A 26,411-nucleotide genomic window follows, 5' to 3' on the forward strand; every position below is an offset into this window, starting at 1 on the left:
CGACTGCTTCTGCCGTCGACTGCGTCTGCTGCTGACAACTGCTGCGCTGCTTCGACCGCTTCACCCTACTGCGGCCGACGATCACGGTGCGCCCGCACCGCCCCCGACCGTGGCGTCGCCGGCCGGGGGTTCCTCGCGCGGCGCGAGCGACGTGAAATCGCCGGTGTCGCCGAGGCGAACGAGAAATGGCCGCAGTCGTGTGTAACGGATCGCGGTGATGGAACACGGTTCTACGGAGATCCGTTGGAAGAGGTCGAGATGAAGACCGAGGGCGTCCGCGACAAGAGACTTGATGATGTCGCCGTGCGAGCACATGAGGTATACCGCGTCACCGCCGTGATCGCGCTCCACACGCGCGTTCCACTCGCGTACCGCCTCGGCGGCCCGGGTCTGCATGGCGCGCATCGACTCGCCGCCCGGGAAGGCGGCGGCGGAGGGGTGTGCCTGCACGACCTCCATCAGCGGCTCGCCCGACAGCTCGGCGAGCTTGCGCCCGGACCAGTCGCCGTAGTGGGCCTCCCCGATCCGGTCGTCGGAGTGGACCCGCAGTTCAGGGCGGGCATCCAGGAGCGGCTGAATCGTTTCCTGGCAGCGTTGCAGGGGGCTGCTGACGACCTCCGCGATCGGCAGTTCCGCGAGGCGCCCGGGCAGCGCGGCGGCCTGCGCGGCCCCTCGCTCGTCGAGGGCCACGCCGGGCGTCCACCCGGCGAGCAGTCCCGCGGTGTTGGCGGTGGAGCGTCCGTGCCGGACGAGGATCAAGGTGGGCATGCGGCCCAGCCTAGGGCGTGCTGCGAAAGTCCCGTCGTCCGCCAGAAGGCCGGCCTCGCGGCGTCTGGTGCGTGCTCTGGGGGTCCCCCCGGCCGGAGGCTGGGGGAGTGCCGGGCGGAAGCCCTCGTACTGGACGTACTCGGGTTTTCGCCCGGTGCGGCGAGAGTGCGTGCCAGGCGTCGCGAGGCTGGGGGCACCTCCCGGCCGAAGGCTGGGGGAGGGACTTTCGCAGCACGCCCTTTGCTGCTGCCCGAGTGCGCCGGGTCCCTGGCGACGGAAGAATGCGCTCCGTGATCGTCGACTGTGCCATCTACCGCGACGGGCACCGGACGGAGGGCCCGGAGGACCTCTCGGACGCCCTGGATGCCGCGCGTGCCTCGGGAAACGCGTTCGTGTGGATCGGGCTGTACGAGCCGACCGAGCGGGAGTTCGATCTCGTCACCGAGGAGTTCGGGCTGCATCCGCTGGCGGTCGAGGACGCCCTGAAGGCGCACCAGCGGCCCAAGCTGGAGGTGTACGACGACTCCCTGTTCGTGGTGCTCAAGCCGGTGACGTACGAGCCGGACAGCGACACCGTCTCCTCCGGGGAACTCATGATCTTCCTGGGCGACTCCTTCGTGGTGACCGTGCGGCACGGTGAGGGCTCGCCTCTCAAGGCCGTACGACGCCGTCTGGAGCAGAACCCGGACATGATGCGCCTCGGCCCGACGGCGGTGCTCTACTCGATCGCCGACGACACCGTCGACCACTATCTGGAGGTGGCGACCGAGCTGCAGACCGACCTGGAGGAGGTCGAGGCGGAGGTGTTCTCGCCGAACGACGGCGGCTCCCGGTACACCGCGTCCCGGATCTACACCTTCAAGCGGCAGATCCTGGAGTTCCGCAGGGCCACCGGGCCGCTGGCCGTGCCGCTGAGCCGCCTCGCGGGATCGGGTGTCTCCGGTCCGGGGGTGCCGTTCGTCCACGCCAAGGCGCAGCCCTTCTTCCGTGACGTCAGCGACCATCTGACCCGGGTGAACGAGTCGGTGGAGGGCCTGGACCGGCTGGTCTCGGACGTGCTGTCGGCGCATCTCGCGCAGATGAGCGTCCGGCAGAACGACGACATGCGGAAGATCTCCGCGTGGGCGGCGATGGCCGCGGTCCCCACGATGATCGCGGGGATCTACGGCATGAACTTCGACCACATGCCGGAGCTGCACTGGGTGTGGGCCTATCCGGCGGTCATCCTGCTGATGGCCGTGCTGGAAGTGTTCCTGTTCCGGCTGTTCAAGCGGCGCGGCTGGCTGTAGCCGCGCCCGTCGAGCTCCACGCGCGCGTGCCGCGTACGAGGCCGCACGCGCGCGTGGGCCACGCTCACGCGAACTCGGGTGCCGTCGAGGCCGGGCCGCCCAGGGCGTCGCGCCGCTCGGGCACGGTCAGCGAGACCATGCGCCGCCAGCCGAAGACCCGCTCGTACAGGTACATGGCGTGGATGCCCGCGGCGAGCACCGCCGCCTTGGGCTTCGACCAGCCGAGAATGCGCCCCATGTGGGCCATCACGGCGAGGCTGACGTCCCGGTAGATGCCGATCTCGGCGAGCGCGCACTCGCGCAGGGTCCGCTGGATGGTCCGGCCGTGGCCCGCGGCCGCGAAACGGAGCAGTTCCTCGTGGCAGTACGCGAGGTGGTTGTCCTCGTCGTTGGAGATCATCCGCACGGCCTTGCCGATCTCCGGGTGGTCCCCGAAGTCCTTGCGCAGCATCACCATCTGGTCCGCGGCGCGCTGCTCGGTGACCCTGCTGTGGGAGAGGTAGGTGACGATGTCCTGCACGGTGAGCGGCTCGTCGCGCTTGAGCTTGTCGTGGGCGAGGCCGATGCCGTGCTTCTCCAGGAGCATCGTGTAGTCGGTCTCGGGCGGGACCTCCACGGGTGTGACGCCCCGCTTCTTCATCAGCGCGTTGAAGATCCGCCCGTGCTTGTCCTCGTCGGCGCCGTGCCGGGTGATCTTGGGTGCGAGGGCGCGTTCGCTCTCCGGGACGAGAGCCGCGATCCGCGCGTTCTCCCAGCCTCCCTGGGTCTCCCCGCTGGCGGCGATGGAACAGAAGAGCCGGAACGACTCGTCGTTGTCGACGATCTCCTGGAAAAGACTCTTGGCCGAAAGCATGTGTGCCACCTCCATGCGAGCTCCCGCCTCCGTGCGGGACTCCGCAAAGAACGAGTCAAATGCGCAGCCAGGGGCGCGGCAACACCTGTGTCGGACAATTCCGCCGAACGGTGGACGCGAGGGGTATGAGAGGCGCGTAACCGAGCGGGCCGTGGCGCGTTGTTCTCCGTGACGGCCGTGGCGGGGAAGACCCCCCGAGCCCCCACCACGGCCGCAGAACCTCTCCCGTCCCGCCGCGGGCGGTGTTATGCGAGTCCGGCCCGCTCCAGGGCGTCGGTCCCGGCCCGGAGCGAGGCGATCCGGTCGTCCAGCGTGAAGCCCGCGGGGGCCAGCGTGAGCGTGGTGACCCCGGCGGCCGCGTAGGCCTTCATCCGGTCCGCGATGCGGTCCACGGAGCCGAGCAGCGTGGTCTGGTCGATGAGCTGCTGCGGAATGGCGGCGGCGGCGCCCTCCTTGTCGCCGGCCAGGTACTTGTCCTGGATCTCGGCGGCCTCCTTCTCGTAGCCCATGCGCTGGGCGAGCTGGTTGTAGAAGTTCTGCTTGCGGCTGCCCATGCCGCCCACGTAGAGCGCGGTGTACGGGCGGAACATGTCGGCCAGGGCCGGTACGTCCTTGTCCTCGCCGAGTGCCAGCGGCAGCGTCGGGCAGACGTCGAAGCCGTCCATGGTCAGCCCGGCCTTCTCGCGGCCCGCGCGCAGGTGCTTGATCGCGGTGTCCTCCAGGTGGTCGGCGGACGGGAAGATCAGCAGGGCGCCGTCGGCGATCTCGCCGGTCTGCTCCAGGTTCTTCGGGCCGATCGCGGCGATGTAGAGCGGGATGTGCTCGCGCTCCGGGTGCACGGTCAGCTTGAGCGGCTTGCCGGGGCCGCCGGGCAGCGGGAGGGTCCAGTGCGTGCCCTCGTACGACAGGCGCTCGCGGGTCATGGCCTTGCGGATGATCTCGACGTACTCGCGGGTGCGGGCCAGCGGCTTGTCGAACTTGACGCCGTACCAGCCCTCGGAGACCTGCGGTCCGGAGACGCCGAGGCCCAGGCGGAAGCGGCCGCCGGAGAGCGAGTCGAGGGTGGCGGCGGTCATCGCGGTCATCGCGGGCTGGCGGGCCGGGATCTGGAAGATGGCCGAGCCGACGTCGATGCGCTCGGTCTGGGCGGCGACCCAGGTGAGCACGGTGGCCGCGTCCGATCCGTACGCCTCGGCGGCCCAGCAGACCGCGTAGCCCAGCCGGTCGGCCTCCTTGGCCACGGCGAGGTTGTCCGCGTCCATTCCGGCGCCCCAGTAGCCGAGGTTGATCCCGAGCTGCATGGCCGATTCCCCTTACTGATCAGTAACGTCCCTTGTGCGGCACCCTAGCGCGCCGGTGGGCCCAGGGTCTGTCCGGCCGATCAGGTCGGAGGAAAATCACGGCGCCTGGCAGGCACGGCTGAGCGAGGTCTGGCGCGTGCACCTGCAAGGCGGAGGAGGAGGCGACGCGATGGGGGCCCCGCGCGGGCGAAGCCGAGCGTGGGGAGTCGTCGGCTGACGACAACGCCGCAGATGTGCGTGCCGGACCCCGCGTTTCCGGCGTGATCCGCCGGGCAGACCCTTGTGGCAGGGACCGGGCTGGGGATCACGGCATCCCTGTTGTCCACAGGGCCCCACACACCGACTTCTGGCCAGTAATCTCAGCCCACATGGAGCAGAGGCATCTCGGCCGTACCGGCCTTCGCGTGTCCCGCATCGGACTCGGCACCCTCACCTGGGGCAGGGACACCGACGAGCACGACGCCGCGGACCTGTTGAAAGGGTTCTGGGAAGCGGGCGGGACCCTCGTCGACACGGCCGACGTGTACGGGGACGGGGAGGCCGAGTACCTCCTCGGACAGCTCATGGAGGGCCTGGTGCCCCGCCGGGATCTGGTGATCTCGACGAAGGCGGGGAGCGTGCCGGATCCGGACCGGCGCTTCGACGGGTCGCGGGGGCATCTGCTGTCCGCGCTCGACGCCTCGCTGGCACGGCTCGGCACGGACTATGTGGACCTGTGGCAGATCCACGCCTTCGACCCCGAGGCACCGCTGGAGGAGACGCTGCAGGCCCTCGACATCGCTGTCAGCAGCGGCCGCGCGCGCTATGCCGGAGTCTCCAACTTCTGCGGCTGGCAGCTCGCCAAGGCGGCCACCTGGCAGCTCGCGGCGCCCGGGATACGCACGCGCCTGGCCAGTACGCAGATGGAGTACTCGCTGCTGCAGCGGGGCGTCGAGCGCGAGGTGCTGCCCGCGGCGCTGGACCTGGGCATCGGTCTGCTGCCGTCCTCGCCCCTGGGCCGGGGTGTCCTGACGGGCAAGTACCGGCACGCGACGCCGGCGGACTCGCGGGGCGCGTCGGAACACCTGGCGCCGTTCGTCGCGCCGTACCTGGACGACGCCGCGAGCCGCATCGTGGACGCGGTGGCGACGGCCGCGGACGGCCTCGCCGTGACGCCGCTCCAGGTGGCCCTCGCCTGGGTCCGCGACCGGCCCGGCGTGGCCGCCCCGATCATAGGCGCGCGCAATGCGCTGCAGCTCACGGCCGCGTTGTCAGTGGAGACCCTTAGTCTTCCTGACGAGATCTGCCGAGCGCTCGACGATGTGTCAGCGCCGGTGCACCACTATCCCGATCACGACTGGAGCACGCTGTGACCACGGATCCCGCTGCCGCGGAGGAAACCGAGCCGGTGACCGGCCCGGAGCCCGGGGGGCCCGGGGCCGGACCGGGGGCCGAGGACGACGGGGGTTCCGCGGTCGGAAGCCACACGTCTGCCGACCCCGGCGAGGAAGCCGCCGCGGGCGCGACGGACGCGACGGACACAGGCAGCGGTGAAGGCGGGCCGTCGGAATCGGAAGGCCCCGCCACGGACGGCGCTTCCGGCGACGGCACCGCCACCGACACAGCGGCCCAGTTGTCCGAGGCCGAGGCCGAGTTGGCCGCGCAGCGGGAGTTGCGGGAGCGGATCGAGCGGCGGAAGGCGGAGAAGGAGGGGCCGGTCCAGGCTGGGGCGCGCCTGAGCGGCAAGGCCGCCGATCTGCTCGCCGCCGTAAGAGCGGTGGAGAGCGGGGAGAAGCCCCCGGCGAGCGTCTTCAGCGAGCCGGAGCCCGCGCCGCGCAGGTCCGCGCCGGCGCCGGTGCGCCAGCCCCAGGCCATGCCCTCCGCCACACCCGCGCCGTTGGCCTCCGAGGCCGTCGACACGGTACGGGCCGTGCTCGTCGAGGGCGGCGCCCCGGAAGCGCTGGCGGCGCAGGTCGCCACAGTTCTCGGCGAGGGAGCGGCCTCGCAACTTCGCGAGGACCCCTGGCAGTTGCTGCGCGTGGCCGGGGTCAGGCCCGAGCAGGCCGACGGGTTCGCCCGGGCCCTGCTCGGCGCGGAGTGCGGTCCCGACGACGAGAGGCGGGGCCGGGCGGTCACGGTATGGCTCCTGGAGCAGGCGGCCCTCGCCGGGCACACGGCCCTGGAGGCCCAGGCGCTCCACGCGGCCCTCGCCCAGCGCTCGGTGCCCGATCCCGACGCCGCCGTGCAGGGCGCCCTCGCCGAGGGTGACGCCCTGGTCTTCCAGGACGCGCTGGACGAGCCCGGCGCACAGCCTGCTCCCGTGCACTCCGAGGACGACGGCGAGGGCGAAGAGGGCGAGGCGGAGCGTCCGGTCCGCGTCCTCATCGGTCTGGAGCGGTACGCGCTCGCCGAGGAGAGCCTCGCCGACGGTCTCGCCCGGGTGGTCAACTCACTGCCCAAGGAAGACGGTTCGGCCGCGGACTGGGAGTCGGCCGCGACCGGCTCCGCCGCCGAGCTGATCCGCGCCGTCGCGGGCCACGGCCTCGTCCTGCACACCGGCGGCGAGGCGTCCCGCGCGGAACCGGCGGCCCTGGCCGCGTCCGCCCGGTCCCTCGGCCTCCGGGTGTGCGCCGCCGCCCACACCCCGGACGGCCGCCGCCGCTTCGCCGCGCTGCTGGCCTCCGCGGAGAGGGCGGGGCGAGGCGCGGCCTCGGCTTCGGCTTCGGCCTCGGCTTCGGCTTCGGCTTCGGACCCGTTGTCGGCACCCGGCTTCGGCGCGGAGGACGAGACAGGCGCGCCGGACGGACCGCGCCACGAAACCGACGACGGTCCGGGCAGCCCCGCCCGGACGCACGACGGCGCGGCCGGCACACACGGCGGTGCGTCCGGGCATCCCGGTGGCGGGCAGCCCGGCGATGCCGGGACCGATGAGGCCGTGACCACCGTCGCCGGACTGCTCTCCGGGGCCGAGGGCCCGGGGCGGGACACGGACGGCCTGCTGCGGACCGACCTCCTGATCGTGCTCGACGCGCCGCAGCTCGACGTGGAGAGCGCGGCGATGCTCGCGGAGTCGCTGCCCGACGGGGCCCGGCTCGTGCTGAGCGGGGACCCCGGGGTGCTGTGGTCGGCGGGCCCCGGCCGGGTCTTCGCGGATCTGCTCGCCGCGCGCGCGTGCCCGCAGGTCGCCTCGCGGACCCCCGACCCCGGCCCCATCGGCGAGCTGGTCTCGGGCATCGGCATCGGCGAGCTGAACCAGGTGGCGGCCCCCGGCAAGGAGGTCGTGATCGTCCCGGTGCGCGACGCCGGAGAGGCGGTCCACCGCACGGTTCAGCTGATCGCGGACTCGGTGCCGCGGGCCATCGGGATCCCGGCCGAACAGACCCAGGTGATCACCCCGGGCCACGGCGGCGCGGCAGGCACCCGCGCGCTCAACACCGCGCTGAAGGAGCGGCTCAACCCCGGCCCGGGCCGCTTCGGCGGCTTCGACCCGGGTGACCGGATCGCGTACTCCCCCGCGCCGGGCCGCACGGTCCCGGGCCAGGTGGTGAAGGCCGACGCCGACGGGCTGCACCTGGAGTGCGCGGGCGCCCCCGTCGTCGTGCCGAAGGAGCGGGTGGAGCAGACCGTGCGGCACGGCTGGGCGCTCACCGCGCACCAGGCGGTCGGCGCCCGGTGGCCCGCCGCGGTCGTGGTCCTGCCCGGGGACGCCGCCCAGGCGCTCACCCGGCCCTGGATCTACACCGCCTTCGGCCGCGCCGAGCAGCACCTCTCCGTGGTCCACGGCGTGGATCAGGCACTGCCGCGCGCGGTGGCCGAGGTCGCCGCGAAGCCGCGTACGACCCGGCTGCCGGCCCTGCTCAGGGCCCAGATCCCGGCGGCCGGCTGACGCCCGCTCCGACGACCGGCCGGCGCCCGCCCCGGCTCTCCGGGCCCCGGCTCCCGGCCTCGGGCCCCGGACACACCGGTGGCGGCCACCGGGCTCTCCGCCCGGTGACCGCCACCGTATGAACCAGTACGGACCGATACGGACTGATACGGCCCGGTACGAACAGGTGCGAACCGGCGGGACCCTCAGCGATCCGCGTCGAGCGGCTCCAGGTCCTCGTCCTCGTCCAGCTCCGGCTCGACGGCGTCCTCGATGTCGTCGTCGAGGTCCACCCCGGCCTCCTCGTCGAAGACGGCGCTGACGTCGAAGCGGCACAGCACCTGATGCGGATCGGCGTGGTCGAACGGTGCCTCCAGCCACTCGCCGGCCTCGGCTGGTTCGTCCGCGGCGGTGACCCACAGCGTGGAGTCGCCCTCCTCCAGACCGAACTCCTTGTGCCGGGAGGCGATCTCGTCGGGCTCGAACTCACCGAAGAGGACGCCCAGGGCGCCGTGCACCGTGCCCGAAGCGGCGTCGAAGCCCGCGGCCGCGGCCCCGGACTCCTCCACGGCCTCCACCCGCTGCGCCTGCGCCAGCAGTCGCTGCGGCTCCACCACCGTGTAGTCCCGGCGGATCAGCACGCTCAGCGCGTTGGGCTCCTCCGGCCCGGTGTACGGCAGCGCGTCCTCCGTGCCGGGGATCTCGAAGGGAGTGACCTCGTCATAGCGGTCGTAGAGGAGCTCGTCGTACTCCTCGGCGGCCGCGGCCAGCTCGTTGAACGCCTCGTAGACGGCCGGGTCGTCCTCACCCGTCCTGCGCTCGACCGCCGCCAGGTGACGGTCGAGCGCGGCCTTGACCGCCTCGGCGGAGGCGCGTACCTCGGCAGCGGTGGGCTGCGCAGCATCAGACATAGTGCAGACGCTATCCGTACCGGGCCTCCGCACGCACAATAGATGCGATGCCGGAATACGAATTTGTCGACGTGTATGTGCCGCGCGGGGTCTCCCGCAAGGAAGCGACACGCCTGCTGACGGACCATGCCGAGTACGGACACTGGGAGTTGGACCGCCTCAGCCTCCACCCGGACGGCAGCCGCAGGGTGCGGTTGCGCCGGCGGATCATCCGCCAGGTGCGTGCCACGTGGTGACGAGGGACGACTGAAACGGAGCGGGCCCCGCGCGTGCGGGGCCCGCTCCGTCGACCCCCGAGGGGGCGTGTTCACCTGCCCCTTGGGGCTTTTGTGATGCCATGACACAGTTTGCCGCGCTATGGCGGTATTTCACGTTGCCGTGTCATGGCGGTGTTTCACGCGGAGGCGCGGGCCTTGCGGTAGAGCACGGCGCCCATCAGCAGCGCGCCCGCGCCCACCGGCAGCGCGAGACCGAGCGGCAGCTCACTGCCGGTCTGCGCCAGCTGCGCGGAACCCTTGGGCTGCGAGACGGCCTGGGCGCCCGGGTCGTTCGGGTTCGAGGAGCCCAGGTCCACGCCACCGGGCCGGCCCGGTCCGTCGTGGCCACCAGGTCCACCGGGCTGACCCGGGTCACCAGGGTTGCCCGGGTCCCCGGGCTGTCCCGGCTTACCGGGCTCTCCCGGCTTGCCCGGCTGCCCCGGGTCCCCGGGGTCACCCGGCTGACCGGGCTTTCCCGGAGGGTTGGGCTCGCCGTACCCGGGCGGCGTCGACCCGTGCCCGCCACCGGTGTTCGAGCAGTCGTTGCCCGTGGCCGCGTTGCCCACACCGCCGACGGAGACGCTGTTGCCGCAGACGTTGACCGGCACGTCCACCGGAACCTGGACGTGGTTGCCCGAGCCCACGCCGGGCGAGTTGCTCGTGTGCCCCCCGGCGTGCGAACCGGCGTGCGAACCGCCGCCGGAGTGGTGGTGACCGGAGCCGCCGCCCTTGTTGGCGCACTTGTTGCCCACCGCCGGGTTGAGCACCCCGACGACGTTCACGGTGTTGCCGCAGACGTTGACCGGCGCGTGCACCGGCGCCTGCACCGAGTTGCCCGAGAGCACGCCCGGGGAGTCCGAGGCGCTGCCGTGCGCCCCCGAGTCGGCCTGCGCGTAACCGCCGGTGGCGGCGAGGACTCCGGTCGCGGCCGCCACCGTCATCAGGCCTTTGCGGGTGACCTGTCGCATAGCTTTTCCCTGCCTTGTGATCCTTGTAAGCCGTGCGGCTTCAGGAACGCGCACGCGCCGGGATGCGCGGGCGCGGAATTGCGGAATGCTGAACACGGAATGTCGGCGGCCCCGGAGCGCATGGCGTGCGCTCCGGGGCCGCGGACTCAGACCCTCATGGGTTTTCAGGCCTTCATGGGGTGCAGGCCCTCATGAGGTGGGCACAACGTCAGACGTTGGTGCAGGTGTTGCCGAAGGCAGGGTTCAGCAGCCCGATCACGGAGACCGTGTTGCCGCAGACGTTCACCGGCACGTGGATGGGCGCCTGGACGACGTTGCCCGAGAGCACACCGGGAGAGTGCACGGCAGCACCCTGAGCACCGGCGTCGGCAGCCGCGATACCCGCACCGGCGAGAACGATGCCACCAGTGGCAGCAGCAGCGGCGACGATCTTCTTGATCATTATTCCTCCTTGTTGGCAATGCGATCCCAGCCGCGGATCGCATCACCTGTAACGAGGAGGGAGTAATAGGGCTACGAGCTTATGAGCCCATTCACTCTTCTCAGTCGGCCCCGTACGCGCTGGCGATTATTGGAGTGTCGTTTCAGCGGGTTAATTCAGGACGCTTCACGGCAGCGGCGGTTCAGGACGCCTCGATGAAGCGGTCGAGCACCCGCACCCCGAACTTGAGGGCGTCGACCGGGACCCGCTCGTCGACACCGTGGAACATCCCGGCGAAGTCCAGCTCCGGCGGCAGTTTCAGCGGGGCGAAGCCGAAGCAGCGGATGCCGAGGTCGTCGAAGGACTTGGCGTCGGTGCCGGCGGAGAGCATGTACGGGACGGCCCGGGCGATCGGGTCCTCGGCGGACAGCGCGGTCTGCATGGCGTCCACCAGCGCCCCGTCGAAGGTGGTCTCCAGCGCCTTGTCGGCGTGCACGTCCTCGCGCTTCACGTTCGGGCCGAGGATCCGGTCCAGGTCGGCGAGGAACTCCTCCTCGTAGCCCGGCAGATAGCGGGCGTCGACGTGCGCGGTCGCCTGGCCCGGGATCACGTTCACCTTGTAACCGGCGCCCAGCTGGGTCGGGTTGGCGGTGTTCTGGAGCGAGGCGCCGATGAGCTTGGCGATACCGCCGAGCTTGGCGAGTGTCGCGTCCATGTTCTCCGGGTCCAGCTCGGTGCCGAGGGCGTCGCCCAGCTCGTCCAGGAAGTGCCGCAGGGTCTTCGTCACGCGCACCGGGAACTTGTGCCGGCCGAGCCGGCCGACGGCCTCCGACAGCTCGGTGATCGCGTTGTCCTTGTGGATCATCGAACCGTGTCCGGCGGTGCCGTCCACGGTCAGCTTCATCCAGTGCATGCCCTTCTGGGCCGTCTCCACCAGATACAGCCGCAGGTTCTCGTTGACCGTGAACGAGAAACCACCGACCTCGCCGATCGCCTCGGTCACGCCCTCGAAGAGGTCCGGATGCTTGGTGACGAGGTGCTTGGCGCCGAACCTGCCGCCCGCCTCCTCGTCCGCCAGGAAGGCCAGCACCAGGTCGCGGGGCGGCTTGCGGCCGCTGCGCATCCGGTCGCGTACGACCGCGAGGGTCATCGCGTCCATGTCCTTCATGTCGACCGCGCCGCGGCCCCACACACAGCCGTCGGCGATCTCGCCGGAGAACGGGTGGTGCGTCCAGTCCGCCGCGTTGGCCGGTACGACGTCGGTGTGGCCGTGGATGAGCAGCCCGGGCCGCGAGCGGTCCTCCCCCTCGATCCTGACCACCGTGGAGGCACGGCCCTGGTGCGACTCGAAGATCTGCGGTTCGAGTCCCACCTCGGCGAGCTTCTCCGCGACGTACTCGGCGGCCTTGCGCTCACCCGGGCCCGAGTGGTCGCCGTAGTTGCTGGTGTCGATCTGGATCAGCTCGCGGCAGAGGTCGACGACCTCGTCCTCACCCGTGACGCTCCTGCTCGTGTCCGGCTCACTCACGCTGCTTCCTCCCACGCTGCCTTCCGGCGGTGTTCCCGTCGGCGGTCTCCCCATCCTCCCTCCCGGACCCTGCCCACCCCAAGGGCGGACCAGGCCCGTCACACGTCGTTCACGCCCGCCGACCGGTGACCGGAGGGCCGTCGCCCCGTGATCGGGGGCCCTCGAAAGCCTGGTAATGTTTCCTCCGTCGCCGCGAGGGAAACCCGCGCGACAGACACCTTGTCCGGGTGGCGGAATGGCAGACGCGCTAGCTTGAGGTGCTAGTGCCCTTTATCGGGCGTGGGGGTTCAAGTCCCCCCTCGGACACACGAGACGAGTGAGGGCCGCGACCGGCTGGTCGCGGCCCTCACTCATTGTCCACGCCCCCTGGCTCGACGGTGTTACGGCCATGTGTGGGGCAGATCTCGTCAGGATGACGTACCCCCACGTCAGAGCGTTGGGGCAAGCGCTCTCCAGCCCCTCCTGGGGCCTCCTCACATGGCTGAGCCGCAGGTCCGGGGCTAGCGTCGTACTAAAATTACACGCTTGTTTGGAGCTGACCGGAATATCCCCAGGCGTACCTGCGGGCCCGCCGGCTCCCCCGGACGTACCGGGAACGACACGTGAGGACCCGATGGCAGCCCTCGAGCAAGGACCCGCACTAGCGCTGTTCGACGAAGAGGTGCGCGCCGAGTTCGGCGACCCGGCCCGCTTCACCGCCGCTTCCGCCGCCTCGCCCCGCACCCTCGTCGACATCCTCGACGCGTCCGTACGGGCCTACCCCGACGAGCCCGCGCTGGACGACGGTCACCGCTGCCTGAGCTACCGCGCCCTGGCCATAGAGGTCGAGGCCCTGCGGCGGCGGCTGAGCGCCGCCGGGGTGGGCCTCGGGGACCGCGTGGGCGTCCGGGTCCCGTCCGGGACCAACGAGCTGTACGTGGCGATCCTGGCCGTCCTCGCGGCGGGCGCCGCCTATGTGCCGGTGGACGCCGAGGACCCGGACGAGCGGGCCGAGCTGGTCTTCGGTGAGGCCGGGGTGCGGGCCGTCGTCGGCGCCGGGCACGAGCTGACCGTCGAGGGGCGCAGCGAGACGCCTGCCGCGCGGCCCGGTGTCGAGCACGACGCCTGGATCATCTTCACCTCCGGTTCGACCGGGAAGCCCAAGGGCGTGGCCGTCAGTCACCGCAGCGCCGCCGCCTTCGTGGACGCCGAGGCCGAGCTGTTCCTGACCGACGACCCGATCGGTCCGGGTGACAGGGTCATGGCGGGCCTCTCCGTCGCCTTCGACGCGTCCTGCGAGGAGATGTGGCTGGCCTGGCGTTATGGGGCCTGTCTGGTGCCCGTGCCGCGCTCCCAGGTGCGCAGCGGCGCCGATCTGGGGTCCTGGCTGGTCGAGCAGGAGATCACCGTCGTCTCCACCGTGCCGACGCTGGCCTCCCTGTGGGAGCCGGAGGCTCTCAACGAGGTCCGGCTGCTGATCTTCGGCGGCGAGGCATGCCCGCCCGAGCTGGTGCAGCGGCTGGTCACCGAGGGCCGCGAGGTCTGGAACACGTACGGGCCGACCGAGGCCACCGTCGTCGCCTGCGCCTCCCTGATGACCGGCGAGGAGCCGATCCGTATCGGGCTGCCGCTGAACGGCTGGGAGCTGGCCGTCGTCGACGAGTCCGGCGAGCCGGTCCCGATGGGCGGCAGCGGTCAGCTCGTGATCGGCGGAGTGGGCCTGGCCCGCTATCTCGACCCCGAGAAGGACGCCGAGAAGTACGCCCCGCTGGAGTCGCTCGGCTGGGAGCGCGCCTACCGCAGCGGTGACCTGGTCAAGGCCGAGCCTCAGGGGCTGGTCTTCCTCGGGCGGGCCGACGAGCAGATCAAGCTCGGCGGGCGCCGCATCGAACTCGGCGAGGTGGACGCCGCGCTCCAGGCGCTGCCCGGGGTCGCGGGTGCCGCGGCTGCCGTGCGGACGGCCCGCAGCGGCAACCAGCTGCTCGTCGGCTATGTCGTCACCCAGGACGGCTGGGACCACGCGACGGCCGTCGAGAAGCTGCGCGCCGAGCTGCCCGCCGCCCTGGTCCCGCTGCTCGCGCCGGTCGCCGACCTGCCGACCCGGACCTCGGGCAAGGTCGACCGGAACGCCCTCCCGTGGCCCCTGGAGGGCCTGGAGACCGGCGGGCCCGCCGAGCAGCTGTACGGCACCGAGGCATGGCTCGCCGAGCAGTGGAGCGAGGTGCTCGGCATCCCCGTCGGTTCGGCGCGGGACGACTTCTTCGCGATCGGCGGCAGCAGTCTCGCCGCCGCCCAGCTCACCACCCGGCTGCGCACCCGCTACCCCAGCGCCGCCGTCGTCGACATCTACCAGCAGCCCGTGCTGCGCAAGCTGGCCCGGCATCTGGAGAAGTCCGTGCAGGGCGACAGCGCCGCCCGCGTGATCGCGCCGGTGCCCCTGCGCGCCAAGGTCGTCCAACTGCTGGTGCTCGTCCCGCTGTTCACCCTGCTCGGGCTTCGCTGGACCGTGGCACTGGCCGCGCTGGGCAACGTACTGCACTGGTTCGGTCCGTATCCGTGGGTGCCGACCGCCTCCTGGTGGGTCGTGGCCGTCGGGGCGGGGCTGCTCTTCAGTCCGCCGGGGCGGCTCGCGATCGCGGCCGGCGGTGCGCGGCTGCTGCTGCGCGGTCTGAAGCCCGGGCGGTATCCGCGGGGCGGGAGCGTACATCTGCGGCTGTGGACGGCCGAGCGGCTGGCCGAGTTCAGCGGGGCGACCTCGCTGACGGGCTCGTGGCTGGAGCGGTACGCGCGTGCGCTCGGCGCCAAGGTCGGCTCCGACGTCGATCTGCACTCGCTGCCGCCGGTGACCGGCATGCTCAAGCTCGGCCGGGGTGCCGCCGTGGAGTCCGAGGTGGACCTCTCGGGGCACTGGCTGGACGGCGACCGGCTGGAGATCGGCCCCGTCAAGGTCGGTGCGCACGCCGTGGTCGGCACCCGCAGCATCCTCTTCCCGGGTGCCCGGGTGGGCAAGCGGTCCGAGGTGGCCCCCGGTTCTGCCGTGGCCGGGCACATCCCCACCGGTCAGCGGTGGGCCGGAGCGCCCGCGGCCAAGCTCGGCAAGGCCAAGCGGGACTGGCCCAAAGAGCGCCCGCAGCGGGGTACGTACTGGCGCGTGATGTACGGCGCGACCGGCTTCGCGCTCTCCGCGTTGCCGCTGGTCGCGGGCCTGGCCGCGCTGCTCGTGGCGAGCGTCTTCGTCTCTCCGGACGCCGGGCTCGGCGAGGCGCTGCGGGGTGCCGCGGTCGCGCTGGTACCGGCGACGCTGGCCTTCGGTCTCACGTACGCGCTGATCCTGCTCGTCGCCGTGCGACTGCTCAGTCTCGGGCTGCGGCCCGGTACGCATCCCACGCACAGCAGGATCGGCTGGCAGGCCTGGACAGTCACGCAGCTGATGGACCGCTCCCGCGAGACGCTGTTCCCGCTGTACGCCGGGCTGGCCACGCCGGTGTGGCTGCGGCTCCTTGGCATGCGGATCGGGCGGGGCGCGGAGGTGTCGACGGTGCTCGCGCTGCCGAGCCTGACGACGGTCGGCGAGGGCGCGTTCCTGGCCGACGACACACTGACCGCGCCTTACGAACTGGGCGGCGGCTGGATGCGGATCGGGCGGGCGGAGATCGGGCGCCGGGCCTTCCTCGGGAACTCCGGGATGACCGCGCCGGGCCGTTCCGTGCCGGACGGCGGTCTGGTCGGGGTGCTGTCCGCGACACCGAAGAAGGCCAAGAAGGGCAGCTCCTACCTGGGCCTGCCGCCGGTCAAGCTGCCCCGCTCGACGCAGGGCGGCGACCAGAGCCGTACGTACGATCCTCCGGCGCGGCTGCTGTGGGCGCGCGGGCTGGTCGAGCTGTGCCGGATCGTGCCCGTCTTCTGCTCGGCCGCGCTGGCCGTGCTGACGATCGCCGCGCTGAGCGCGCTCGGGGCCTGGGCCTGGGCGCTCGCCGGAGTCGTGCTGCTGGGCGCCGGGGCGGCCGCGGGCCTCCTGTCCGTGATCGCGAAGTGGCTGCTCGTGGGGCGGCACCGGACCGGTGAGCACCCGCTGTGGAGCGGTTTCGTGTGGCGCAACGAGCTGGCCGACACCTTCGTCGAGGTCGTCGCCGTGCCGTGGTTGGCCGGGTCCGTGCCGGGTACTCCCGTCATGAACCTGTGGCTCCGCGGCCTCGGCGCCCATATCGGCAAGGGCGTCTGGGTGGAGAGCTACTGGCTGCCCGAGACGGACCTGGTGACGCTTCAGGACGCGGCGACCGTGAACCGCGGCTGTGTGCTGCAGACCCACCTCTTCCACGACCGGATCTTGCGGACGGATACTGTGGTCCTCCGTGAGGGCGCCACCCTGGGCCCGGGCGGAATCGTTCTGCCCGGCAGCACCGTCGGGGCGCGCAGCACACTGGGACCCGCGTCCCTCGTCATGGCGGCGGAATCCGTACCCGACGACACCCGTTGGCTGGGCAACCCGATCGAGGCATGGCGTCCCTAGGCGCGGCCCGTACGGCGCCCGGGGAGGGAACACCGGCACGCCGTACGAGCACAGCGCAGGGAGCAGACACTTCAGTGGTTCAGCAGACAGTGGGAGCGGATCCGTACTTCCCGGCGAACGGTGATCCCCGTTACCGGGTGCATCGGTACGAACTCGCCCTGGACTACCGTCCGGGACCCAATCGGCTGTCCGGCACCGCGCGCCTGAACGCCATAGCGGGGCGGTCGCCGGTCGCCGAATTCCAGCTGAACCTGGCCGACTTCCGGATCGGCCGGGTCAGGGTCGACGGGCGGACGACGCACTACACGCACCGCGGCGGCAGGCTGCGGATCCGCCCGCCGAAGCCCGTCCGGGCCGGTGCCGCGTTCACCGTCGAGGTCCACTGGTCGGGCAACCCCAAGCCGGTGCGCAGCCCGTGGGGCGGGCTCGGCTGGGAGGAGCTGGAGGACGGGGCTCTGGTGGCCAGCCAGCCGGTCGGGGCGCCGTCCTGGTACCCGTGCAACGACCGCCCGGCGGACAAGGCCTCGTACCAGATCTCGATCACCACGCCGTCGGCCTACTCGGTGGTGGCGGGCGGCCGGCTGCTGACCCGTACGACCAAGGCGTCCACGACGACATGGGTGTACGAGCAGTCGGCGCCCACGTCCAGCTATCTGGTCGGGCTCTCCGTCGGGAAGTACCAGACCGTGCTGCTCGGCGATCCGGGTCTCGGCGGTGTCCCGCAGGCCGGGCACATTCCGGCGCACCTGCTCACCGAGTTCTCCCGGGACTTCGCGCGGCAGCCTTCGATGATGCGGCTCTTCGAGGAGCTCTTCGGCCCGTACCCGTTCGGCGAGTACGCGGTGGTGGTCACCGAGGAGGATCTGGACGTCCCGGTGGAGGCGCAGGGGCTCTCCCTGTTCGGCGCCAACCACGTGGACGGGAGGCGGAGTTCGGAGCGGCTGGTGGCGCACGAGCTGGCCCACCAGTGGTTCGGCAACAGTGTGAGCATCGCCGACTGGCGGCACATCTGGCTGAACGAGGGGTTCGCGAAGTACGCGGAGTGGCTGTGGTCGGAGCGGTCCGGCGGGCGCGACGCCCAGGCGCTCGCGCGCCTCGCGCACCGCAAGCTGTCCGCGCTGCCGCAGGACCTGAGGCTGTCCGACCCGGGCCGCAAGCTGATGTTCGACGACCGGCTCTACGAGCGCGGCGGGCTGCTGCTGCACGCGGTGCGGTGTGCGCTGGGGGACGACGCGTTCTTCCGCATGCTGCGCGGGTGGGCGTCGGTGCACCGGGGTGGCACGGTCACCACGGCGGCCTTCACGACGCATGTGGCCCGGTATGCGACCGAGCCGTTGGACGACCTGTTCCGGTCGTGGCTGCACGAGACGGCGTTGCCGCCGTTGCCGTCCCCCTCGGCGGCGATTCCGGCGCGGCCGCCGTATCCGCCCTCGAACGCCGACTCCGCGTAGCGCCCGGCGGGCTCCGACTCTCCCCCGGGCAAGGGGTGCCGGGAGACGCGGGTGTCATCATGGACGGTGTTCACGGTGGTGCAGCGAAGTCACGGGGGTCGTCCGATGGGCAGTGAGAGCGGGGCTGTTGCCGGTGGTCTTGCCGAGACGATCGAGGCGTTGCGGGCCGAGTTGACGGCCGCGATGGCGCGCGGCAGCGGAGAGCCGCTGCAGTTCGAACTCGGGCAGGTGGACGTCGAGTTGGCGCTCGCCATCACGCGCGAGGGTTCGGGCAGCGGCGGACTGAGCTTCGGAGTGGTGTCGTTCGGGGCGGCGGGAAAGGCCGCGTCGGAGACGACGCACCGGCTGTCCCTCACGCTCAACCCGGTGGCGGCGGGCGGGGAAGGTCCCGTGCGCGTGACCGCGGACGTCGACGGCGAGCCGCGCTGAGGAGGACCTGGACGTGCCGTTGACCGCTCAGCGTGTCGCGGAGGTGTTCAACCCCCGGGCCGGCGTGGTGGGTTCGGGGTGGTTCGTCACGCCGCAGCTCGTACTCACGGTGTGGCACGCGGCCGAGGGCACGGCACCTGTCGGCGAGAGCGCTCCGGGCGCCCCACCGCCTCGCCGCGCCCTGTCCCCGGCGGCGCTGGACGAGCTGGCCGACGGCCGCGAGCCGTGCCGGGTACGGGCGTTGGCGGACGCCTCCGCGGGGCGGCCGTTCCGGAACGCGGTGACGGTGTGGTGGCGGCCCGAGTGCGATGTGGCGCTGCTGCTGGTCACCGAGGACGCCGACCGGGCGACGCCGTCGGCCGGGTGGGCGACGACGTACTGGGCCGATCTCGTCTCCGCCGACCCGGTCGAGGTCACCGCCGTCGGCTTCCCCGACCACGATGTGGTGGACAGGGTCCGCGAGTCCCGGCAGTTCGGCGGGGTGGTGCACCCGCTGTCGGGGGTGCGGTCCGGGCACTGGGTCATCACGACCGGCGCGCTCGCGCGGCCGACGCCCGGCAGCGGCTGGGCGGGAATGTCCGGGGCCGCGCTGTTCGCCGGGGACCGGCTGGTGGGACTCGTCACCGCCGACGCCGGTAGCGGTTCCGGAGCCGTCGCCGAGCTGCGGGCCGTGCCCGCGCGGACGTTCGCGGACGATCCGTTGCTGGCGGAGTGGATCCGGTGGGCCGGTGGAGCCGGCGCATGGGCGTACGGGCGGATCGAGCGGCCGGAGCGGGATCAGGGGCGGGCCGGCTCCGGTGACGGCGCGCGGCTCCCGGGCACGGACGGTCGCCGGAGCGCCTCGCCGAGGCTGCCGGGCACCAAGGGACGGTTCTGGCGCCGGGGCCACCGTCCGCTGCTGCCGCCCGAGTTGCTCGCCGCCGCTCCCGCGCCGGACGAGGTGCGGGACCGGGGCGGTCTCACCTACCGGGCCGCCGAGCCCGGCGAACTCTCCCGCGTCTACACCCAGCAGCGGCTCGACACCACCGCCGACCGGGACGCCCAGGCCCCGGCCGGGCCTCTCCGGGTCACCGGGGAGCCGGTGTCCGTCGAGCGGCTCCTCACCGATCCGACCGTCCGCCATGTCGTTGTCACCGGGGAGGCGGGGGTCGGCAAGTCCAGCCTGCTGGAGTACGTGGAGGCCACGGCCTGGCAGTGGTGGCGGGGCGCGACGCGGGCGAACGGACCGGACGGAGCACCGTTCGGGCCGCTGCTCCCGCTGCGGATCGCCGCGCGCGAACTCGTGGGGCACGACTCGATCGCGTCGGCCGCGGGGCCGGGGGCGCGGGCCCTGCTGGACGCGGAGCCGCCGGTGCCGGGCGCGCGGGTGCTGGTGATGGTGGACGCGCTCGACGAGGTGACCGGGCCCGAGGACTGGCGGCAGGTCATGGAGGTCCTGCTCGCCGCGGCCCGGGAGAGCGCGAGCGGGCCCGGCATGGAACGCCGACTGCTGCTGTCCGCGCGCAGCCTGCACGACAGCGCCTGGCGCGGCCTGGCCGGCGCCGGAGCCACGGAGTTCCGGCTGCAGCCGTTCACCGTGGAGCAGCTGCGCCGATTCGTGATGGCCCATCAGACGGGCGGCCCCGAACGGCTGTTGGACCCCGGGGTCCACGAGCAGGCCGCGGCGCGGGCGGCGGAGTTCCTGGCGTATGTGCGGGGCAACGGCATGCTCGACCTGGTACGGCTGCCCCTGCTCGCGCATCTCGCGGTCGGCCAGTACTTCGACCCGGGCGGCGAACCGCGCGTGCAGAGCCGCAGGGTCGACCTGTACGCCCGCGCCGTGGCGGAGTTCCTCGGCCGCTTCCCGCAGCGGCAGAGCCCGTACGAACCCCATCTGCGGGACCGGATCGAGGAGTTGCTGGGCAGGCTGCGCGAGCGGCACGCGCGGGAGGCCCCGCTGCATGCCGCCGTCACCGTCGCGCTGCGCGGCTTCCTCGGCGACCTCGCCGACACGTATCTGCGGCACGGCACACCGATCGTCGGCGCCGCCACGGGACTGCTGGCCGACCCGGCCGACCCCGTCGAACCCGCCGACGGCGACCCGTACCGGCGCCGGGCGGTGACCGCGCTGCTCGAAGCCACCGGGGTGGTCGTCGACGTCCATACGGCTCATCCCCGTTTCCTGCACCGCACGTTCGCCGAGTACCTGGCCGCGGACCACCTCCGGGACCGCTACGGCACCGATCCCGCCACCTGGGGCGACGCCCTCTCCGACGCCGACACCCGGGTCGCCGCGCTGTTCGCCTTCGACCGTCATCCGCCCGACGTACGGCGCCGCATCACGAGCGAGCTGGCCGCCGATCCCGAACGGGTCGAGCAGGCGGCGTCACTGCTTGCGGAGGGCATGTGCGACGAGGACACCCGCGGCCGGATCCTCGAGCTGCTGTGGCGCCGCACCGACGAGCAGGAGCCCGACACGGCCCCGGTCGTCCGGAACTGGCGCGGGACCCACTCCTCTCTCGCGCATCTGCCGCAACAGCAGCGCCGGTTGCACGACATGGCGACGGATCCCCGCTCGGTGCCCGTGGACCGGATCAACGCCGCCGGGGCCCTGGCCGGTCACGACCCGCGCGGCACGGACCTGCTGCGGACCTTCGCGCACGACGGCTCGTACCCCCTGGACCTGCGGATCGCCGCAGCGTGGTACCTGGCCCACATCGACCGGGCGGAGGGCACGGAGCTGCTCGCCCGGTTCGCGGACGACGCGCCGTCCCGGCACTGCGCCGTGGCCGCCGCCCGACTGGCCGACCACGACACCGCCGCGGGTACGTCCCGGCTGCGCGCGCTGGTCGCGGACCCGCGCTGCCCCGACGTGGCCAAGGTCGACGCGGCCATCGCGCTGTGCGCCCACGACCCGACGGCCGGGACCGACTGGCTGCGGCGGTTCGCCGCCGACGGGCGGTTCTTCGCGGACAGCCGGGTGTACGCGGCCGACGCGCTCGCCTCGTCGGCCGAGGACGGCGACCGGACCCGGACCGAGGCGACGCTGCTCCTTGAGCGCATCGCCCGCGACGAACGGGTCGACGCCGGCTACCGCGTCGAGGCGGCGCACCGCCTCGCCCGCTACCGGACGGACGCGGGCACACTCCTCCTGCGCGACTTCGCCGACGGCGCCCTGCACGGCCGCTACGGCTGCGACGCCGCGGTGCTTCTCGCGCAGCACGACCACGCGGAGGGGGCTCGCGCACTGGACGCCATCGCCCGCGCCGCCGGCCAGGAACCCCCGCACCGGCTGCGCGCGGCACTTGAGCTCGCCCACTACGAACCGGCCGACGGGGAGGCCCGGTTGGCCGCGCTCGCCCGGGAGCCGGGCTGGGACGACGGTCCGCGCATCCGGGCCGCCGCGCTGCTCGCCGGACGCAACCGGGAGGCGGGGCTGCCTCTTCTGCGGTCGTACGCCGTCGAGTCGGCCGGCGAGGTCCGCGTGGTCGCCGCGCACGCCCTGGCGGACGTGGACCGTGAGGAGGGGCTGCGGCTGCTGCGGGAGCTGGCGGAGTCACCGGAGGCCGGCCGCTCCGTACAGGTCCGTGCGGCCAACGCACTGGGCGACTTCGACCCGCGGCTGAAGGACGCGACGCTGCGCAGGCTCGGGGTGGACATCAAGCCGGGCGGCTGGTTCTCCACCTGACAACCTGTTGGTTCTCCACGTGACAAGCCGTTGGTCCTCCACCTGACAACGTGCTGCCTGCTGGCTACTGGTTGCTGGTTCTCCACGTTCCCCACGTGACAACGCGCTGGCTCTCACCGTGTCACCTGCGACAAAATGTGTCCGGACGGTGGCCAGGGGTGGAAGCTCACCAACGGGGAGGCGGCACACGGTGATCCCGCGCATCGACGGTGGTCCGGATCCGATCGGAATGGCGCGCAAGGTGGCGCGCAAGGGCGACTGGCGCACCCTGTGGTGGCTGATCCTCTCCCTGCCACTGCCCCAGGCAGTGGGCGCGGCGGCCCATCTGAAACGCCGCAAGTGGGACCCGCCGTCCGACGCCGACGCCCGTTTGGCGGACGTGCTCACCGGGCTCCCGCCCAGGGAAGCGACGAAGCTCGGGGCGGAGTTGTTCGACCGTACGACCCACCGGCTGTCCGACACGCTGGGCTTCGCCAGTCCGGTGGGCTTCTCCGTGCGGCATCCGGTCGTGGCGCTCGATCTCAAGGGCCGCGACGCGCACACCTCGCGCGTCGTCACCGTCGACCGGACGGGTGTGCGGTCGACGCTGTACGAGGGGCCCGCGCAGCACTGGTCGCTGTGCGCCATCGACAGCGAAACGGTCGTGGCCCGGCGGGAGTTCGACAGCGGGGGCTACCGCGGCGACACGGAGGTCGTCGAGTACACACCCGGCCGGGAGGCCGTACTGGCCCAGGGCAGCGGCCTGTTGGACGCGGTAGTGGAGGCGACGGCGACGGGTTTCGTGATGGGCACGAAGCTGAACGGCGTCGCCTTCGCCCTCGCGGACGGCGAGCAGGAACAGCTCAATCTGCGGGAGTTCGGCCTCCGGCGTGCCGACCTGTTCGCCGTCGACGCCACCGGCACCCGGATCGCCTTCGCGGACGACACCCGGATCCTCGTCACCGACAGCAGACTGCAGCCGATGCACGACATCGTCGTGGAGTCCATGCGGCACGGCTCGATCAACGCGATCACCTTCACCGAGGACTCCATCGTCACGGCCGGCTACGACGGGGGTCTGTACCGCTGGCAGGTCATCGGCGGCCGTCTGCGCGGACTGCACGACGGCTGGCACTCGTCACCGCGTACGTTCTTCCGGCTCAACCCGGTGGCTCCGTGGAACCTCCTGGTGGCGGAGGGCGGCAACGTCAACTACCACTACGACATCGCCACCCTCGAACGCTCCCCGGCCCCGCCCTTCCTGGTGCAGGCGGGGCCCGACAGCAAGGACGACGATCTGGCGCTCCCGCGCGCCGTCGGGAAGTTCGCGTCGTCGCCGTACGGACGGCTGGCGGTGTACGAGGGCATGCTCGCGCTTTCCACGAGGAACTCCTCGACGGACTTCTACTCGACGATCGTGCAGGACCTGGAGCACCCGCTCAACCTGCTGATGAAGCCGCTCTCCACCCTCACCGCCGCCGACGCCGACCGGGTCCGCCCGCACCTGGACGCGCCGTCGGGCACGCCGGACACGTACGCCCTCACCGCCACCGACCGGGCCGTGCTGGCGGCGGCGGTCGAGGCGTGCGCGTGGGCGCCGAAGGTGACCGGCGGCTGATCCCCGGCCGGGTCCCCCTTGGCCCGGTCCGCGGCTCGTTCGCGGCCCCGGCGCGGCGTCGGGCCGCCGGTCAGTCGCCCGACCTGGGCACCTTCAGCGCGTCCCACGTGACCTTGCCCGGGATGCCGTCCGCGTCCTTCCCCTTGAAGCCTCGCTTCTGTTGCCAGGCCGCGTAGGACTTGCGGTCGGCCTCGGTCCAGTCGGGGCTGGGGCCGCTCTCGTAGCGACCGCAGCCCTCGGCGACGAGGCGGCGGCCCATGGCCGTGATCACGGCGGACTTCTGGCCGATGTGGAAGAAGCCACCGCCGGGGAAGGGCTCGTACGAGGGCTTGGGCGCGGGCTTCGGGTCGGGGGCCGGCTTGCCGCTGTCGCCCTTGCCGCGCAGCCGCTCGGCTATGCGCTTGCGCATGCCGTCCATCGTGAAGCCGCGCGGGTCCTGCTTGCCGGGCTGCCACTCCTTGTGGCCGATGACGGAGCGCTCGGTCCAGCCGTGGGCGCGGCAGATCGCGGCGGAGACCTTCTCGATGGCCTCCTTCTGGGCCTCGGGCCAGGGGTCCTTGCCGTTGCCGAGGTTGATGCACTCGAAGCCGTAGAAGTGGCGGTTGCCGTCGGTGTCGGCCTCGTTGTCGGCCGGCAGCTTCGACTCGTTGATCACCGCGCGCAGGACGTCGCCGTCGCCGAGGCCCGCGTGGTTGGCGCGGCCGTTGCCGACGAGGTGGACCTGGCCCTTCTTGTCGATGACTCCGTGGCACAGGGGGCCGGGCAGGCCCGAGTAGCCGTCGTAGCAGATGTCGACGGAGGCGGCGGTGCCGGAGGTGACGGTGTGGTGGATCATCACGCCGTTCATCGGACCCCAGGGGCCCTTCGAATTGCGGTTGTGGCGGCGCCAGTTGCGCACCTCGTGGACCGTGAGGCCCTCGGCGCGCAGGATCTCCACCAGCTTGGACGCGGTCAGGGGCTTCGCCATTACTTGTCTCCTTCCACGGCTGACTCCGCCTCGGCGGTGGTCTGCGACCTCCCGCCGGAGGGGTCGGCCTCCGCCGCCTGTTCCTCCTGTCGCGCCCGGGTCTCCGCCGCGAGCGTCGCCTCGTCCGCCGCCGGGATGCTGCTGGCGAGCGGCCCGAAGGCGAGCCGCAGGTCCAGGGCCTCCCCCTCGCCCTTCACCAGGGCGAGGGGCGCGAAGTGGCGGGCGATGCCTGCCGGGCCCTGGAGCAGCGGGCGGCGCGCCTGGTCCACCGGCCACTCCACGCTGCCCGTGGCCGTACGGGCGGGAACGATCCAGTGGTCGCCGGTGCGGTACGTGCCGCCCTTGGCGAAGTAGACCTCGATACCGTCCTCCAGGGGCAGCCACTCCCCCTCGGTGACCGGAACTGCCCCGCCCCGCAGGGTGGTAGACCGGCCCTTGCGCCTCGGGCCCTCGTGGTGGTCCCAGCGGCGCAGGAACGGGTGCAGGTGCGGCAGGCGTCCGACGCCCGGCTCCGGCTCGGCGGACAGGCGTACGCGGCGGCCGGGCAGGTCCAGTTCCTCGACCCTGAGCAGCGGCAGGGCTTCGAGGCGGGAGGCGTACGCGGTGTCGGTGAACTCCACCCGGTCGCCGACGTCCAGGTCCAGCTTGTCGTCGTGGCCGAGAGACGCCAACTGGACCCAGGTGCCGTCGAGTTCGTCGACCGGGAAGACCACGGAGCCGTTCTCGCGGGACCACTTGAAGGTGGCGCCCTCCTTCGGACCGCCTCCCTTGGCCCCCTCGCCCGGCGCGCCGCCCTCGTGGACCTCCACGCGGTACAGCTGGTTCTCGGGGCCGCGGTAGCGGGAGTCCGGCTTGACCAGGCAGGGGTCCTCGTCGGCGTGGTCGGGCCGTTGGGCGCGGGCGGCGAGGCGGGACGAGGGTCCGGCCTGCTTCTGCGCCCAGCGTGCGAAGGCCGCGCGGACGACCTCCTTTGACGGCTCGGGCTCCTCGGTCTCCAACTCGTCGAGGGCGAGCGGCAGGACCTGCCAGACGACCTTGGCGCGGGCGGCGGTGTCCGGCATGGCCGCGCCGAGCGCGACCTCGCGCAGGGCCGGGTCCTCGGCCGCGGTGACCGAGCGCTCCCACACCTGGAGGTAGACGACGAACGGGGCCTGGGCGGGCGAGGGCAGCCGGTCGCCGGGCTTCTCCGGGTCGCGGTGGCCGTCGGGCTGATCCCAGTAGGTCCAGTAGGCGGGCGGCTGCGCGGAGTCCTGCGCCTTCTCCTTCTCCTTCTCCTTCTCCTTCTCCTCCTCGTCGTCCTCGTCCGGTACGGGGACACCGGGGGCCGGGCGGTCCGCGTCGCACAGGATGCCGTCGACGTAGTAGCGGCCGCCGTGGATGTGCAGGGTGTCGATGTCGTGCCTGCCACCGACGTACTCGATGCGGAAACCGGCGGCGTCACGCGGGCCGCCGTGCTGCCCGATCAGGTCGGCGGTGAGCGTGCGGGCCTGGTACAGCTGGATCGCGGTCTGTTCGTTGGCGTCGGCGTCGAGCTGGACGCGGCCCTGTTGGGCGATGACCGCGGAGTAGTGCCGCTCCGGGCGGAACGTGGAGCGGGAGAGGTCTGCGTGCATGAAGGGGATCCCCCTGGTTCAGGAATTGCGTGCGGGTTCTGGGGCGCGTCGAGCCGGG

Annotated in this window: 18 protein-coding genes and 1 tRNA gene; 10 read left to right on the top strand and 9 right to left on the bottom strand. The window is 72.4% G+C overall.

Annotation, left to right across the window (positions count from 1 at the left end):
* Window positions 1–81 precede the first annotated feature (81 nt).
* Entirely contained in the window at window positions 82–768 is a 687-nt protein-coding gene (locus ACIBEI_RS40675) for a histidine phosphatase family protein (protein WP_055613324.1), read from the bottom strand.
* A 290-nt stretch (window positions 769–1,058) separates the two neighbouring features.
* Between ACIBEI_RS40675 and corA the strand changes: the two genes are divergently transcribed.
* Window positions 1,059–2,057 carry a magnesium/cobalt transporter CorA gene (gene corA / locus ACIBEI_RS40680; protein WP_398895781.1) on the top strand — a complete coding sequence of 333 codons (999 nt, stop codon included), beginning with the start codon at window positions 1,059–1,061 and terminating at the stop codon, window positions 2,055–2,057.
* A 64-nt stretch (window positions 2,058–2,121) separates the two neighbouring features.
* On the opposite strand, the gene ACIBEI_RS40685 is transcribed toward corA, so the two are convergent.
* A complete protein-coding gene (locus ACIBEI_RS40685) occupies window positions 2,122–2,910 on the bottom strand; it encodes a ferritin-like domain-containing protein (protein WP_398895782.1) in 789 nt (262 codons plus the stop codon).
* A gap of 245 nt (window positions 2,911–3,155) precedes the next feature.
* A complete protein-coding gene (locus ACIBEI_RS40690) occupies window positions 3,156–4,211 on the bottom strand; it encodes an LLM class F420-dependent oxidoreductase (RefSeq protein WP_055613322.1) in 1,056 nt (351 codons plus the stop codon).
* 368 nt (window positions 4,212–4,579) lie between these two features.
* Here ACIBEI_RS40690 and ACIBEI_RS40695 point away from each other — a divergent pair, with 368 nt between their 5' ends.
* Both ACIBEI_RS40695 and ACIBEI_RS40700 read left to right on the top strand, forming a co-directional pair.
* On the top strand, window positions 4,580–5,563 hold the full coding sequence (locus ACIBEI_RS40695) for an aldo/keto reductase (protein WP_398895784.1): 984 nt from the start codon (window positions 4,580–4,582) through the stop codon (window positions 5,561–5,563).
* Entirely contained in the window at window positions 5,560–8,076 is a 2,517-nt protein-coding gene (locus tag ACIBEI_RS40700) for a helix-hairpin-helix domain-containing protein (protein ID WP_398895786.1), read from the top strand. Before ACIBEI_RS40695 ends, ACIBEI_RS40700 begins: the two co-directional genes overlap by 4 nt.
* Window positions 8,077–8,261: 185 nt before the next feature.
* On the opposite strand, the gene ACIBEI_RS40705 is transcribed toward ACIBEI_RS40700, so the two are convergent.
* Complete coding sequence (locus tag ACIBEI_RS40705; protein ID WP_398895787.1) at window positions 8,262–8,966, bottom strand: hypothetical protein; 705 nt, start codon at window positions 8,964–8,966, stop codon at window positions 8,262–8,264.
* 47 nt (window positions 8,967–9,013) lie between these two features.
* On the opposite strand from ACIBEI_RS40705, the gene ACIBEI_RS40710 reads away from it, so the two are divergent.
* Entirely contained in the window at window positions 9,014–9,202 is a 189-nt protein-coding gene (locus ACIBEI_RS40710) for a DUF5703 family protein (RefSeq protein ID WP_165340867.1), read from the top strand.
* Window positions 9,203–9,360: 158 nt separating this feature from the next.
* Here the strand turns inward: ACIBEI_RS40710 and ACIBEI_RS40715 are convergent, their stop codons facing one another.
* The 3 genes from ACIBEI_RS40715 to ACIBEI_RS40725 form a co-directional block, all read right to left on the bottom strand.
* Window positions 9,361–10,191 carry a chaplin family protein gene (locus tag ACIBEI_RS40715; RefSeq protein WP_398895789.1) on the bottom strand — a complete coding sequence of 277 codons (831 nt, stop codon included), beginning with the start codon at window positions 10,189–10,191 and terminating at the stop codon, window positions 9,361–9,363.
* A 208-nt stretch (window positions 10,192–10,399) separates the two neighbouring features.
* Complete coding sequence (gene chpH, locus ACIBEI_RS40720; protein ID WP_398895791.1) at window positions 10,400–10,633, bottom strand: chaplin ChpH; 234 nt, start codon at window positions 10,631–10,633, stop codon at window positions 10,400–10,402.
* A 181-nt stretch (window positions 10,634–10,814) separates the two neighbouring features.
* The gene (locus ACIBEI_RS40725) at window positions 10,815–12,194 is read right to left on the bottom strand and encodes a M20/M25/M40 family metallo-hydrolase (RefSeq protein WP_398895792.1); all 1,380 of its coding nucleotides are present in this window, start codon (window positions 12,192–12,194) and stop codon (window positions 10,815–10,817) included.
* A 167-nt stretch (window positions 12,195–12,361) separates the two neighbouring features.
* Between ACIBEI_RS40725 and ACIBEI_RS40730 the strand changes: the two genes are divergently transcribed.
* From ACIBEI_RS40730 to ACIBEI_RS40755, 6 genes are all read left to right on the top strand, one after another.
* Window positions 12,362–12,446, top strand: a tRNA-Leu gene (locus ACIBEI_RS40730).
* 307 nt (window positions 12,447–12,753) lie between these two features.
* Window positions 12,754–16,629 (top strand): Pls/PosA family non-ribosomal peptide synthetase, encoded by a 3,876-nt coding sequence (locus ACIBEI_RS40735; protein WP_398895793.1) that lies wholly within the window; start codon window positions 12,754–12,756, stop codon window positions 16,627–16,629.
* Complete coding sequence (locus tag ACIBEI_RS40740; protein WP_398895795.1) at window positions 16,617–18,080, top strand: M1 family metallopeptidase; 1,464 nt, start codon at window positions 16,617–16,619, stop codon at window positions 18,078–18,080. Before ACIBEI_RS40735 ends, ACIBEI_RS40740 begins: the two co-directional genes overlap by 13 nt.
* A gap of 105 nt (window positions 18,081–18,185) precedes the next feature.
* A complete protein-coding gene (locus ACIBEI_RS40745) occupies window positions 18,186–18,509 on the top strand; it encodes a trypco2 family protein (protein WP_307526300.1) in 324 nt (107 codons plus the stop codon).
* A gap of 13 nt (window positions 18,510–18,522) precedes the next feature.
* A complete protein-coding gene (locus ACIBEI_RS40750; protein WP_398895796.1) occupies window positions 18,523–22,176 on the top strand; it encodes an NACHT domain-containing protein in 3,654 nt (1,217 codons plus the stop codon).
* A gap of 190 nt (window positions 22,177–22,366) precedes the next feature.
* Window positions 22,367–23,773: a hypothetical protein gene (locus tag ACIBEI_RS40755; RefSeq protein ID WP_398895798.1), complete on the top strand. Its 1,407-nt coding sequence runs from the start codon at window positions 22,367–22,369 to the stop codon at window positions 23,771–23,773.
* Window positions 23,774–23,843: 70 nt separating this feature from the next.
* On the opposite strand, the gene ACIBEI_RS40760 is transcribed toward ACIBEI_RS40755, so the two are convergent.
* Both ACIBEI_RS40760 and ACIBEI_RS40765 read right to left on the bottom strand, forming a co-directional pair.
* Window positions 23,844–24,740: a peptidoglycan-binding protein gene (locus ACIBEI_RS40760; RefSeq protein WP_189840058.1), complete on the bottom strand. Its 897-nt coding sequence runs from the start codon at window positions 24,738–24,740 to the stop codon at window positions 23,844–23,846.
* Window positions 24,740–26,353 (bottom strand): DUF6519 domain-containing protein, encoded by a 1,614-nt coding sequence (locus ACIBEI_RS40765; protein WP_398895800.1) that lies wholly within the window; start codon window positions 26,351–26,353, stop codon window positions 24,740–24,742. Before ACIBEI_RS40765 ends, ACIBEI_RS40760 begins: the two co-directional genes overlap by 1 nt.
* Window positions 26,354–26,411: the final 58 nt, after the last annotated feature.

This window comes from Streptomyces sp. NPDC050988 (genome assembly GCF_044456225.1).
Taxonomy (GTDB): Bacteria; Actinomycetota; Actinomycetes; order Streptomycetales; family Streptomycetaceae; genus Streptomyces.